The organism is Streptomyces sp. HUAS MS02, from assembly GCF_055702265.1.
In genome coordinates this window covers 7,940,259-7,952,092 of sequence record NZ_CM146747.1, presented here as the reverse complement: position 1 = coordinate 7,952,092, position 11,834 = coordinate 7,940,259, and the positions used below count along the sequence as shown (strand labels likewise).

Genomic DNA, 11,834 nt, shown 5'->3' with positions numbered 1-11,834 from the left:
GGCTGTGCGGCCGGCGAGGCACGCCGCGCAGACCGGACCCGGGGCGGAAGCAGGGCCTGGGGCTCGGCCGCCGTCGCCTCGTCGCTGCTGGTCCTCGGCGGGGTCCCGTACGGCATGGGCGCCGCCTCGGCCGCTCCCCCGCCGCAGCCGCCGCCCCAGCTCACGCAGGAGGACGTCGGCCGCGCTCGTCGAGGCCGTCGACGGCCTCGACGAGCGTGGCATGGACCGGACCGGGGTGCCGGGCATCGCGGTCGCCGTCGTCCGCAAGGACCGGGTGGTCCACCTGGAGGGCTACGGCAAGCGGCACGTCGGTCAGTGACGTTCCGTCTGACCCACGACGACGGCACCACCTTCGTCTTCGAGACCGTGGGCGAGAACGCGACCGGCCCCTCCGGTGTGACCTTCAAGGGCGACGAGCACGGCCGGGTGACCTCGGTGGCGATCGAGGCGTTCGACGCGAACGGGCCGGGGACCTTCAGACGTCCGTGAGCAGATCCGGGAGCACGTCAGGGAGAAGGTCCACCAGCCGCGCCAGCGCCTCCGCGAGCGTCACCACCCCCGGGCCCGGCGCCCCGCCCGGCTCGGCCATGTAGACGTCCCGGCGGATCTCGATCATCAGTGCGCTCACCCTGGGGTCCCGCCTGTAGTACTTCAACGGGACGTACGCGCCCCCGAACGGGCTGTCGACGCCCGTCCCACCGAACCCGCCGAACGCCTCCTCGGCGGCGGCGAGCAGGCCGGCCGGAGTGTGGAAGGGGTCGGTGCCCAGGCAGACGGGCGGGCGGGGACCGTCGCCGTGCAGCTCGTAGGGCAGGCGCTCGCTCGGGTACGAGTGGACGTCGACGACCACCACCCGCCCCGCGGCCGCCAGCCGGTCGGTGACGGCGTCGGTCATGGCGTCGGCGTAGGGACGGAAGTAGCCCTCGACGAGCGACCTCCCGCTCCCGTCGAGGGGCAGACCGTCGTGGTCGGCCGGACGCAGCACCTCGCCGTGCGTGGTCCGCGTGTACACGGCGCCCATGCCCACGGCCAGCATCTCCTCCCGCTCGTCCGGGAACCGCTCGGGGTCGACCACGAGCCGGGACAACCGGTTCACGAACCGCCACGGGCGCACGGCCGACCGCCCGGCGGCCGACTCGGCGATGCGGTCCGTGTACGCGTCGGTGATGTGGTCCAACTCCCGGGCCAGCGCGGCGTCGTCGAGCACGATCCCGCTCCGGACGGCGGCCGGGATCTCGCGCGAACCGTGCGGCACGTGCAGCAGCACGGGCGACTCGGGAGCGCCCGGGTGGAGCAGGTGGGAGGGCGGCGGCGCGTCGTTCATCCGGAGGTTCCTCACCGCGGTCGTCGGGGCGGGGCCCGCTGCCCGCAGCCGCTCAGCATAGAAGCGACACTCCACCGGCCCCCATCGGGCCTCCCGCCCCGGCGTGCTCCACGACCACGCCCCGGCCTTCGCGCCGGACCGCCGCCGCTCGGCCTTCGCGCCGAAGCACCGCCCCCTCGGCCCTCGGCCTTCGGCCTTCGCGCAGGGCCGGGGCCCGCGTCCCGGCCGTTTCACACGTGTCTCGGTCCCGCCTTGCCCCAGCCATCCACCCCCGCCGTGGTCGTGAGGATTTGGGCTCGCCCCGGACACGGCCGCGTGACGTGCGCGACACAGGCCTCCCCTAATTTCTGTCGCCCGACAGGAATGCGCGCCGCTCGTGCGCGAGAGCTCGCTTCCCCCGGGCGCGAAGGCTCGCGCCGCTTGTTGCGAAAGCAGGTTGCCGCCATGACGAGCACCGCCCCCGAACTCCGTCCGGAGCCACCCCAGTCCCCCGACGACCGCTCCCTGACCGAGTTCGGCTACCGCCAGGAACTGCACCGCAGCCTGAGCCGATACGCCTCGTTCGCCGCCGGTTTCTCCTTCATCTCGGTCCTCACGACCGTCTTCCAGTTCTTCGCCTTCGGATACGCGTTCGGCGGCCCGGTGTTCTTCTGGACCTGGCCGGCGGTGCTCGTCGGCCAGTTGCTGGTGGCCGCCTGCTTCGCGGAACTCGCGGCGCGCTACCCGATATCGGGCTCGATCTACCAGTGGTCCTCGCGCCTGTCCAACCGGACCTTCGGCTGGTTCGCCGGCTGGATCATGGTGATCGGACAGATCGTGGTGGTCGCGGCGGCCGCGCTGGCGCTCCAGATGGTGCTGCCGGCCATCTGGTCGGGCTTCCAGGTCGTGGGCGGCGATCCGGCACCCACGTCGTCGACGGGCGCGGCGAACGCGGCCGTCCTGGGCGTGCTCCTGCTGGCCCTCACGACGTTCGTGAACGTCCTCGACAACCGGGTGCTGTCCGTGGTCAACCGGGTGGGCGTGACCGCCGAGATCATCGGCGCGATCCTGATCATCGTCCTGCTGCTCACCCACTCCGAGCGCACCCCCGGCATCACGTTCCACATGGCCGAGGGCAGTACCGATCTGCTGGGGGCCCTGCTGGTGGGCTCGTTCATGGCGGCGTACGTGATGATCGGTTTCGACAGCGCGGGCGAGATGAGCGAGGAGACCCACCAACCGCGCCGCACCGCGCCCCGCACGATCCTCACGGCCCTCGGGGCGGCCGGTCTGCTCGGCGGTCTGATCGTGCTCGGCGGTCTGCTCGCCGCGCCGAGTCTGACCGACGGCAGGCTCGGCGTGGACGGCCTGAGCTATGTGCTGACCAGCAGCCTCGGTGACGGTGTGGGCCGCCTCCTGCTCGCCGACGTGGTGGTGGCGATCATCGTGGCCACGCTCGCGATCCAGACGTCGGCCTGCCGCATGCTCTTCTCGATGGCCCGTGACGGCAGGCTCCCCTTCGCCGCACGGCTCGCCGAGGTCAACCCGCGCACCGGCATGCCCACCGCCCCCGCCGTGGTCGTCGGTGTCCTCGCCGCCGCCCTGCTGCTCCTCAACTTCGCCTCACCGGAGGCGTTCCTGGCCATCGGCACGACCTGCATCGTGATGCTGTACCTGGCGTACGCGATGGTCACCGGCCCGCTCCTGATCCGCCGGCTGAAGGGCACGTTCCCCACCGCCGGCACCGACGAGACCGGCAAACCCCTCTTCTCCCTGGGCCGCTGGGGCATGCCTGTCAACGCCCTCGCCCTCCTCTACGGCCTCTTCATGACCGTCAACCTGGCCTGGCCCCGAGCGGAGGTCTACGACCCGGCCGGCGGCCACTGGTGGTTCCAGTGGTTCACGGTCCTGTTCCTCCTGGCCACGATGGCCGCGGGCACCGCGTACCACCTCCTCAACAAGCACCGCACACGCACCGGTTGACGCTGGCCCCCGCCGCGCACCTTCACCCCGTCCCGCCTCGGCACCGCACCGTCTGCCCGCCCGGCACACAGGCCCGGCACAGACGGCGCGCCGGGCAGGGCGGGGCCGAGGGCCGCTCCATGCGCCGGGGTCGTACGCCCTTTCGGTCGCCCTGAAGCCATCGCATGGTGCGAAGTGGTGGGCTGTCAGGGCGGGTTGCCGCCGCGTCAAGGGGCCGGAACGAGAGAGCGTTCGACGGTGTTATACACCTTTCGCAAGAGAGTGGCCTGTCTTCACATCTCCCACCCAAAATTCAAGCCAAACGATTGACAAATCACCATAGGGCTGTCCTGCTCGCGTCTCTGGACGAGTCCGCCGAGGTTGACGCGGGACAACGTGGAGCGGATGGTGGTTTGGAAGGTCAATTCCCAGGAGAGCGTCCAGAGGAAGGCGGGGCGATACACGGCCTGGTCACCGACGGCTCGGTCGCGGCGATGGTGATCACGGATCTTCTGCACCGTCCGTACGTCACCTCGAAGGTCACGGCCGACGACACCGCCCGGCACGCAGGCAGCCAGGCCCCGTTCGACCGGTTCCGCCGGCACGACCAGCAGGCCCGGTTCGTACGCGGGTCGGCGGCTCCGCCGTCGCAGCGTAGGGAGCACAGCGCGTCATTCATGGACCCGGTAGGCGGCTTGGACGCCGTCGACCAGGACAGAGGGCGGTGCAGAGGCACGTCGTCACTGACAGGAGGCAGCCGTGGCGGACACCTTCCAAATACCCTCGTTCTACATGCCGTTCCCGGCCAGGGTGAACCCTCACTTGGAAGAGACCCGTCCACGTGTTCGCGCGTGGGCGCACTCCATGGGTTTACTCGAACCGCAGCACACCGATTCGCACCACGGCGGGTGGAGCGCCGAGGTCTTCGACCGGGCGGACTTCACTCGCTTCACCGCCCTGACCTACCCGCACGCGTCGGCCCGTGAGCTGGAACTGCTGTCCTGCTGGCACAGTGTGATCTGGTGCCTCGACGACATCTTCCTGCCCTGGTGCGAGGCTCTCGGAAAACGGGAGCAGATCCTCGACCACATCGAGCACCTGATGTCCTTCCTGCCGGTGACGGCCGACTTCCCGGCCCCGGTCCCGGATCCGAAGGAGCCGCTGGAACTCGCGCTGGCGGACCTGTGGCAGCGCACCGCCCCCGCGGCATCGCTCTCGTGGCAGACCCTGTACACCAGGTCGGTACGACAGTTCCTGAAAGCCTCGCTCTGGGAGACGGAGAACCTCACCCGCCCCCGGTTCCCCGACCTGATCGAGCAGACGGAGATGCGCCGTGACTACGGCGCGGCCGGGTGCAGCGCCCTGCTGATGGAGCACTCGCTCGGCTGGGAGATAACCGAGGACATCCGCGCGACCCGCCCCTTCTCCGTACTGATCAACGCGTTCCGCGACACCGTCGACCTGCACAACGACATCGTGTCCTACCCCAAGGAGGTGCGCGAAGGCGTTGCCAAGAACAACATCGTGCGCGTCACCCAGGAACTGCACGGCGTCTCCCTCCGCGAGGCGGTCTCCCTCGTCAACCGCATCCTGACGGGGCGGGTCAGGACGCTGGAGGAGACGGTCAGGTCGGACCTTCCGCAGGCCCTGCACGACCTGCGTACGAACCAGCACACCCAGCGCGCCGTGCTCCGCCACGCCCGCGCCATCCAGGGCTGGGCCGCGGGCTCCTACCACTGGCACGAGGACACCGACCGTTACCGGTGCGCCGCCTGACGCCATCGGCCGAAGGCCCGCCCTGAAAGGGGACCGGACCGCACCGGCGCGGCCGGTCCCCTCGTACGCTTGACCGTGATGAGACGCAGAAGCCCGGTCCCCCCTTCCCCCCTGCCGCAGCGCGACGGGATCGATCCGGTGCGGGTCAGGCTGCCGCAAGGGGCGGCGTGGGCGACCGTGCGCGATCACCTGGTGGAGCGGCTGGCGGCCGGGCCGGGCGTGATCGACGGCATGCTGGACGCGGGACTGATCGTGGACGCCGACGGGCGGCCCGTGCCGCGTGACACGGCGTATGTGCCGGGCATGTACGTGTGGTTCCACCGGGACCTGCCCTGCGAGGTGCCGGTGCCGTTCGCGCTGGACGTCGTGTACCGCGACGAGCACGTCGTCGTGGTCGACAAGCCGCACTTCCTGGCCACGACACCTCGCGGCAGCCATGTCACCGAGACCGCGCTCGCCCGGCTCCGCCGCGAGCTGGGGCTGCCCGCGCTGAGCGCCGCCCACCGGCTGGACCGGCTCACCGCCGGGCTGGTGCTGTTCACCGTGCGCCCCGAGGAGCGCGGCGCCTACCAGTCGCTGTTCCGCGACCGCCTCGTGGCCAAGGAGTACGAGGCCGTCGCCCCGTACGACCCGGAGCTCCCCCTTCCCCGCACCGTGCGCAGCCGGATCGTGAAGGAGCGCGGGGTCATGGCGGCCCGAGAGGTCGAGGGCGAACCCAACGCCGTCAGCGGGGTGGAGTTGCTGCGGCACCGGGACGACGGCCTGGCCCTCTATCGGCTCACGCCCCGCACCGGGCAGACACATCAACTGCGGGTGCACATGGCCGCGGCGGGCGTGCCGATCCTCGGTGACCCGCTGTACCCGGACGTGCGGGAGCCCGTGCCGGCCGACGACTTCAGACGCCCGCTGCAACTGCTGGCGCGGGTGCTGGAGTTCACCGATCCGGTCACGGGGCGCGAGCACCGGTTCGTGAGCGGGCGGGTGCTTCAGGCATGGGCGTCGTACGAGGAGTGGGCGGGCACACCGTACGACGCCCGGGCCTGAGGGTGTGGCTATCGGCCGCTCAGCCACAGCAGCACGCGGCGCAGGAGCCCGGGACGGGCGGGCGCTTCGGTTGTCGTCGGCGCCGCCTGCGCGATCCCGGAGGCGGGGCACCCGGGCGGCGGGCTCGACACAGTGGCCTGGTGGCCCTCACGCTGGGCCGGCACCGGACGGCCGAGGGGCCGCGGCTCCAGGGCCTCCTTCTCCTTCGGCCCGAAGCGCACCGGAAGCCGGACGAGATGCCGGGTCGAGATCGAGGCCCGCCATCGCAGCTCGTGTTCCTCGCAGTTGAGCTGGATGTCCGGAAGACGCGCCAGCAGGGCGTCGACGCCGACGTCGGCGATGGCTCGGCCCGTGTCCTGGCCCGGGCACTCGTGCGGGCCGCCGCCGAAGGCGAGGTGGGAGCGGTTGCCCTGCATGTTGGCGGTGAGATCGGGCCGTACCCGCGGGTCGACGTTGCCCGGTGCGATACCGAAGAGCAGACCGTCGCCCTTGCGGATCCGCTGACCGCCCAGCTCCGTGTCCTGCTTGGCGAAGTAGGCGAGCTGGGTGCTGAACGGGGGCTCGTCCCACAGGGACTGCTCGACCGCCTCGGGCACCGTCATCTGGCCGCCCTTGAGCTGGGCACGGAACCCGGGGTTGGTGAGGACCACGCGCAGCACGTTGGCGAGGAGGTTGGTGGTGGCCTCGTACGCGGCGATGAGCACGACGCGCAGGTGCTGGCTCACCTCCTCATCGTTGAGCTTCGCCGGGTGGTTGATCAGGTGACTGGTGAAGTCCTCCTGGGGGCGGGCCCTGCGGCGGGAGGTGAGCCCCATCAGGGCTTCCATGATGTAGGCGTTGCTGGCGATGGCCGTCTCGGTGCCCTTGAGCATGTCGCGGGCCGCGTGCACCAGCCGGTCGTTGTACTCCTCGGGCATGCCGAGGATCTCGCACATCACCGCCATCGGCAGGTGTTCGGCGAACTGGCTGACGAGGTCCGCCTCGCCCTCCTCGCAGAACTCGTTGACGAGCTGCTGGGTGTAGCGGTTGATGCTGCGGCGGATGCCCCGGAAGTTGATGGTCGACATGGCGCCGGTGACCGCGCCGCGCAGCCGCAGGTGCTCGTCGCCCTCGGCGTGGCAGCAGATGGGCTGCCACGCGATGTGCGGCATCAGCGGGTTGTCGGGCTTGAACGTGCCGTCCTGGAGCTTGTTCCAGAGCCGGGTGTCCCGGGAGTACTGCGACGGTGTGCTCACCATGTGCAGGTTCTCGCCGTGCCCCAGCACCACCCAGATGGGTACGTCGTCGTGGAGCAGGGCGGGGGCCACCGGGCCGTGTTCCGCGCGAAGCTTCTCGTACACGGCTCCCAGGTCCTCCGCCTCGGGGCCGTACAGGCGGCGGAGCCCGCCGGGGCCCGTGCCGTGGGCGGGGCAACCGGGGGGCGGCCCGAGTGTGGGGTCGTCCGTGCCGGTCAGGGACTTTGATTCAGGCGTCACGGTGCTCGCTCCGAACTGAGGTGGATCCGGTGTCTGAAGGTGAGGGAATTGCGGGGAGGGTGACGGGAGGCGCCCGGTGCGGGCGGGCGCCGGTCAGGCCGTGGCCGCTCCCGGTGCCGCCGCCCCCGACATCGCCAGGGAGTGCAGGAAGGTCATGAGGGTCATCAGGACGTCCCGGCTGGACGCCCGGCGGCGTGCGTCGCAGCGGATGATCGGGATCTCCTCGGCCAGGTCGAGGGCCTGACGCAGCTCATCGATGGCGTAGCGGGGCGCGTCCGGGAAGTCGTTGACGGCGACGACGAAGGGCACACCGCGCTCCTCCAGGCGGCCCATGACGTCGAAGCTGACCTCCAGCCGACGGGTGTCGACCAGGACGACCGCCCCGAGGGCGCCCTCGAACAGGCCGTTCCACAGGAACCAGAAGCGCTCCTGTCCGGGGGTGCCGAACAGATAGAGCACCAGCTCGTCCGTGATGCTGATGCGGCCGAAGTCCATGGCCACGGTGGTGGCGGTCTTGGACTTGGAGCCGAAGTTGTCGTCGACCCCGATGCCGGCCTGGGTCATGGTCTCCTCGGTCGTCAGCGGCCTGATCTCGCTGACGGCCCCCACCATGGTCGTCTTGCCGACGCCGAAACCGCCCACGATCACGATCTTCGCCGCTGCCTGCGCGGTGTGCGGCAGGTGGTCCTCGGTCCGTGGACCCGTGATGGTGTCAGAGCTTTTGAAGTCCATGCATCACCGCTTCGAGGAGGGAACGGTCTGCCCGCGCCTGCCGGACGACCGGTGCGCGTGCCTGAACCAGTTCGGCCGTCAGCAGCTCGGTGAGCAGGACGGTCACCACGCTGATCGGCAGGTTGAGATAGGCCGAGATCTCGGCCACGGACAGGGGGGCCTGGCACATCCGGAGCAATGCCGACTGCTCCGGAGCGGCGGACGGCGGTGGGTCGGCGCGTGCCACGATTAACGTGACGAGGTCGATCGGGGCTCGCTCGCCCTCCGCGCCGGTGAGGATGTAGAGCCGCTCGGGCGGGCGACCGCCCGACTCGCCCGCGGGCTCCTCCCCCTCGGCCTGCGAGGAGGACGAGGACGGCAGGGGCGGCGGGGGCGGCGGAGGCAAGGGCTCGTGCCTGGGTTGGCGCCGTCGGCGTTGCGGAGGCGTCATACGGTCTGCCCGTTCCGCCGCGGCGGACTGGTGAGGTGGGAGCCGATCCGGTCGACGAGGTCGCGCATGCGGTTGCTCATCAGGCCGGGTTCGGCGACCTCGTTGGCGAGGACCGCCAGGTAGGCGTTGGCTCCGGCGGCCATCATGTAGAAGTAGCCACCGTTGATCTCGATGATGACCATCCGCATGTGGCCGTCGCTCTGGGGGATCTCACCGGCCACGGCGCCGGCCAGGCTCTGCAGTCCCGCGCAGGCGGCGGCGACCCGGTCGGCGGCGTCCGGGTCACCGCCGTGGCGGGCGATCCGAAGACCGTCGGCGGAGAGCACGACGATCTGCTGGATACCGGGTACGCCGTCGGCCAGATCCTTCAGCAGCCAGTCGAAATTGGCTCGTTGCTGGATCACTTGAGGTCCCCCTCGTCGTCGGCCTCGGTGCGGGCCGGCTCGGTGTTCGCGGTGAGAGCGTCATTGCTCGCGATGGGTGCGCTGGACGCCGTCGGGTCGTCCGGGTTGCGTCGGGCGTTCGGGTCGGGGTCGCCCTTGAGCCCGGCCATGAACGCCTCGACCCACATGCCGGGCGGCGGCAGTTCCTTCTCCGGCTCGGGCTCCGGCTGCCACACGGGGGCGGCGGCCATGGCGGCCTCGGCGGCGGCCTCCGCGGCGGCTGCCTCGGCGTAGCGCTGGCTGAGCGGGATCTTGCTGCGGCTGCGGCGCTGCGGCAGGCCGTTGGCGGTCCACTCGGTGACGACGGGAACGTCGTCCTCCATGTCCCGGCTCATCTCCTCCGCGGAGCTCGGGATCCGCGGGCCGGTGGTCGGGCGGCGGCGCTTGGGCTTGCGGTCGGGGCCCGGGACGCCGCCGTTGTCGATGGTCGTCACGGCGCCGGCGCCGATGCCGTGCGCGAGGCCGGGGGCGGGTTCGTCGGTCAGCAGGTCGCGGGGGACGATGATCACGGCACGGACGCCGCCGTAGGCGGAGGGCCGCAGCGAGACGTGCATCTTGTACATGGTCGACAGACGGCCCACGACGGCGAGGCCGAGGCGCGGGGTGTCGCCCATCTCCTGGATGTCCATGCCCTGCTGGGCCTTGGCGAGCATGTCCTCGACCTTGGCCCGGCTCTCCTCGCTGAGGCTGATGCCGCCGTCCTCGATCTCGATGGCGATACCGGTCTGCACCTCCACGGCGGTGACGTGCACCTTGGTGTGGGGCGGCGAGTAGCGGGTGGCGTTGTCGAGGAGTTCGGCGCAGGCGTGGATGACCGGTTCGACACCGACGCCGTTGACGTTGACCTTGGCGATCGATTCGAGCTCGATGCGGCGGTACTCCAGGATGCGGGACATGGCGCCGCGCAGCACGCTGTAGAGCGGCACGGGCCGGGACCACACGCGACCCGGGCGGCTGCCGCCGAGGACGGCGATGGAGTCGGCGAGGCGGCCGATCAGGGCGGTGCCGTGGTCGATGCGCAGCAGGTCGTCGAAGACCTCGGGGTTGCGCCCGTGGTCCTCCTCCATCTCGCGGAGTTCGTTGTTCTGCTGGTGCACGATCGCCTGGACGCGGCGGGCGATATTGACGAACGACCGCTGCGAGGAGTCGCGCAGCGCTTCCTCACGGTCGACGATGGTGAGGAGGGTGAGCAGCAAGTCTCGCTGGGATTCCGGAAGTTCGCGCCACTCGGCGTCACCGTCGACGACGTGACGAATCACCTCTGAGGGGGATTCTCCGGTGCGCAGCCGGTACAGCGCGGCGGGCAGGATCTCCTTGCCCAGCCGGGTGAATTCCTCGTCGTGGGCGGCGATCCGCTGTTCGAGGAAGGCGGTCCGGCGCTGTTGTTCGGCGCGTAGTTCCCGGACCGTACGACGGCCGCCGCGGACTGCGACGAGGGCGACCGTGAGCAGCAGGAGCGTCGCGACGGCTCCGCACAAGCCGACGGCGAGCCGGGCCGGACCCGTCACCAGGAAGACGGTGGTCCCGGTCGCCGCGGCCATCAGTATCGCCGGTAGCGGCAGCACGCGCGCGTAGGGAAGTTCACGGCCACCGGGAGGCGATTGAACACTCACCATGTATGCCCTCTAAAGACGGTTCGGCTGATGGTCGGGGGACTTGCGGGGAGTTGCTGGAGGTTGCTCTGGTTCATCCGCGAATCAAACTGGATCTTCGGTATTTTTTGGAACAAGCGCCCGAATACATCTCAACTCGGTGCGCTGCGGGCGAGCTTAGTCCGACCGGATCATCGCTGTGTCATATTCAGCAACCGCCTGAAATCACCCTCGCGCAAGGAGTACGCTCTGGTCATTTACACGCCGGGTCGCGGTTCGCACACACCGGGTAACAGCGAACGGGCATACGAGAAGAGCCTCTTGACAGGGTGAAGGTCAGACTCCGGCGATGCGCAGCGCGGCGTCCGCCGTCGCCTCCGCGAAGAACGAGACGGGGCGGTCGGGCTCCGAGCGGTGGACGAGGATGACACCCTCGATCAGCCCGAAGACGAGGTCCGTCCGCAGCTCCAGCTCGCTCTTGGCGAGCGTCCCGCCCACGGCCGTCGCGGCGATCAACTGCCGGTAGGCGTCCTTGAGTTCGGCCCGTACGGCATGGAAGCCCGCGAAGCGTTCGGCGCGGACCTCGGGCAGGAGGTAGAGGCCGCCGAGGTTGTGCGGGCCGCCGCAGAGCAGCGCGACGTCGGCGCGGCACAGCTCCCACAGCCGCTCCTCGGCGGGCACGGCGTCCCGGGCCAGGAGGTCACGGGCACAGGTGAGCGACGGCGTGACCGTGGACTCCAGCAGCTCGGCGAGCAGTTCCTCCTTGCCGGAGACGTAGTGGTACATGGACGCCTGCCGCATGCCGGCGCGCTCGGCGACGGCCCGGGTGGTGGTGGCCGCGTACCCCCGCGTCGTGAACAACTCGGCCGCGGCGGCGAGCAGTTCGTCCCGGGGCGACAGTCCGCTCTCCGGCCGGCCCTCGGCACGCGGTCTGCCGACCCGCCGCCCACCGCCGCCGCCCGCGCTTCCCATGTGTTCGATCCTCGCACACGGCACCCGGACTCCGGCTCAGGCACGATCGCCCTGTTCCCCGGCCCCCGGCCGGGCACGATCATCGTGAGGGGGCGGTAACCACCC

At 70.6% G+C, this 11,834-nt stretch carries 12 protein-coding genes and 1 pseudogene; 5 read left to right on the top strand and 8 right to left on the bottom strand.

Annotated elements, in window-relative coordinates:
- The first annotated feature begins 315 nt into the window (after positions 1 to 315).
- A complete protein-coding gene (locus tag ACZ9QC_RS34290) occupies positions 316 to 489 on the top strand; it encodes a hypothetical protein (protein ID WP_472916647.1) in 174 nt (57 codons plus the stop codon).
- Here ACZ9QC_RS34290 and ACZ9QC_RS34285 read toward each other — a convergent pair.
- Positions 476 to 1,324, bottom strand: a complete 849-nt coding sequence (locus tag ACZ9QC_RS34285) for an N-formylglutamate amidohydrolase (protein WP_472916646.1) — start codon at positions 1,322 to 1,324, stop codon at positions 476 to 478. The two genes, ACZ9QC_RS34290 and ACZ9QC_RS34285, sit on opposite strands and share 14 nt — an antisense overlap.
- A gap of 444 nt (positions 1,325 to 1,768) precedes the next feature.
- On the opposite strand from ACZ9QC_RS34285, the gene ACZ9QC_RS34280 reads away from it, so the two are divergent.
- A complete protein-coding gene (locus ACZ9QC_RS34280) occupies positions 1,769 to 3,286 on the top strand; it encodes an amino acid permease (protein WP_472916645.1) in 1,518 nt (505 codons plus the stop codon).
- A gap of 272 nt (positions 3,287 to 3,558) precedes the next feature.
- Here ACZ9QC_RS34280 and ACZ9QC_RS34275 read toward each other — a convergent pair whose 3' ends face one another.
- On the bottom strand, positions 3,559 to 3,783 hold the full coding sequence (locus ACZ9QC_RS34275; RefSeq protein WP_472921995.1) for a hypothetical protein: 225 nt from the start codon (positions 3,781 to 3,783) through the stop codon (positions 3,559 to 3,561).
- Between ACZ9QC_RS34275 and ACZ9QC_RS34270 the strand changes: the two are divergent.
- The 3 genes and pseudogenes from ACZ9QC_RS34270 to ACZ9QC_RS34260 form a co-directional block, all read left to right on the top strand.
- Positions 3,760 to 3,912 (top strand): annotated as a pseudogene (locus tag ACZ9QC_RS34270) (hypothetical protein); the annotation flags it as partial. The gene ACZ9QC_RS34275 and the pseudogene ACZ9QC_RS34270 overlap by 24 nt on opposite strands.
- 217 nt (positions 3,913 to 4,129) lie before the next feature.
- Positions 4,130 to 5,041: a terpene synthase family protein gene (locus ACZ9QC_RS34265; RefSeq protein WP_472916644.1), complete on the top strand. Its 912-nt coding sequence runs from the start codon at positions 4,130 to 4,132 to the stop codon at positions 5,039 to 5,041.
- Between the two features lie 78 nt (positions 5,042 to 5,119).
- Positions 5,120 to 6,085, top strand: coding sequence for an RluA family pseudouridine synthase (locus ACZ9QC_RS34260; RefSeq protein WP_472916643.1), 966 nt, complete (start codon positions 5,120 to 5,122; stop codon positions 6,083 to 6,085).
- Positions 6,086 to 6,093: 8 nt separating this feature from the next.
- Here ACZ9QC_RS34260 and ACZ9QC_RS34255 read toward each other — a convergent pair whose 3' ends face one another.
- The 6 genes from ACZ9QC_RS34255 to ACZ9QC_RS34230 form a co-directional block, all read right to left on the bottom strand.
- Positions 6,094 to 7,560 carry a cytochrome P450 gene (locus tag ACZ9QC_RS34255; RefSeq protein WP_472916642.1) on the bottom strand — a complete coding sequence of 489 codons (1,467 nt, stop codon included), beginning with the start codon at positions 7,558 to 7,560 and terminating at the stop codon, positions 6,094 to 6,096.
- 93 nt (positions 7,561 to 7,653) lie between these two features.
- Positions 7,654 to 8,292, bottom strand: a complete 639-nt coding sequence (locus ACZ9QC_RS34250; RefSeq protein ID WP_472916641.1) for a GTP-binding protein — start codon at positions 8,290 to 8,292, stop codon at positions 7,654 to 7,656.
- Positions 8,273 to 8,722 carry a DUF742 domain-containing protein gene (locus tag ACZ9QC_RS34245; protein WP_472916640.1) on the bottom strand — a complete coding sequence of 150 codons (450 nt, stop codon included), beginning with the start codon at positions 8,720 to 8,722 and terminating at the stop codon, positions 8,273 to 8,275. The genes ACZ9QC_RS34250 and ACZ9QC_RS34245 overlap by 20 nt, the downstream gene beginning before the upstream one ends.
- On the bottom strand, positions 8,719 to 9,126 hold the full coding sequence (locus ACZ9QC_RS34240; RefSeq protein ID WP_033531682.1) for a roadblock/LC7 domain-containing protein: 408 nt from the start codon (positions 9,124 to 9,126) through the stop codon (positions 8,719 to 8,721). Before ACZ9QC_RS34240 ends, ACZ9QC_RS34245 begins: the two co-directional genes overlap by 4 nt.
- The gene (locus ACZ9QC_RS34235; protein WP_472916639.1) at positions 9,123 to 10,781 is read right to left on the bottom strand and encodes a sensor histidine kinase; all 1,659 of its coding nucleotides are present in this window, start codon (positions 10,779 to 10,781) and stop codon (positions 9,123 to 9,125) included. Before ACZ9QC_RS34235 ends, ACZ9QC_RS34240 begins: the two co-directional genes overlap by 4 nt.
- 312 nt (positions 10,782 to 11,093) lie before the next feature.
- Positions 11,094 to 11,729 carry a TetR/AcrR family transcriptional regulator gene (locus tag ACZ9QC_RS34230; RefSeq protein ID WP_472916638.1) on the bottom strand — a complete coding sequence of 212 codons (636 nt, stop codon included), beginning with the start codon at positions 11,727 to 11,729 and terminating at the stop codon, positions 11,094 to 11,096.
- Positions 11,730 to 11,834: the final 105 nt, after the last annotated feature.

Coding starts and splice junctions, on each gene's coding strand:
- ACZ9QC_RS34285 (WP_472916646.1), bottom strand. CDS start 1,324: ATGAACGACGCGCCGCCGCCCTCCCACCTGCTCCACCCGGGCGCTCCC.
- ACZ9QC_RS34280 (WP_472916645.1), top strand. CDS start 1,769: ATGACGAGCACCGCCCCCGAACTCCGTCCGGAGCCACCCCAGTCCCCC.
- ACZ9QC_RS34265 (WP_472916644.1), top strand. CDS start 4,130: ATGGGTTTACTCGAACCGCAGCACACCGATTCGCACCACGGCGGGTGG.
- ACZ9QC_RS34260 (WP_472916643.1), top strand. CDS start 5,120: ATGAGACGCAGAAGCCCGGTCCCCCCTTCCCCCCTGCCGCAGCGCGAC.
- ACZ9QC_RS34250 (WP_472916641.1), bottom strand. CDS start 8,292: ATGGACTTCAAAAGCTCTGACACCATCACGGGTCCACGGACCGAGGAC.
- ACZ9QC_RS34245 (WP_472916640.1), bottom strand. CDS start 8,722: ATGACGCCTCCGCAACGCCGACGGCGCCAACCCAGGCACGAGCCCTTG.
- ACZ9QC_RS34235 (WP_472916639.1), bottom strand. CDS start 10,781: ATGGTGAGTGTTCAATCGCCTCCCGGTGGCCGTGAACTTCCCTACGCG.
- ACZ9QC_RS34230 (WP_472916638.1), bottom strand. CDS start 11,729: ATGGGAAGCGCGGGCGGCGGCGGTGGGCGGCGGGTCGGCAGACCGCGT.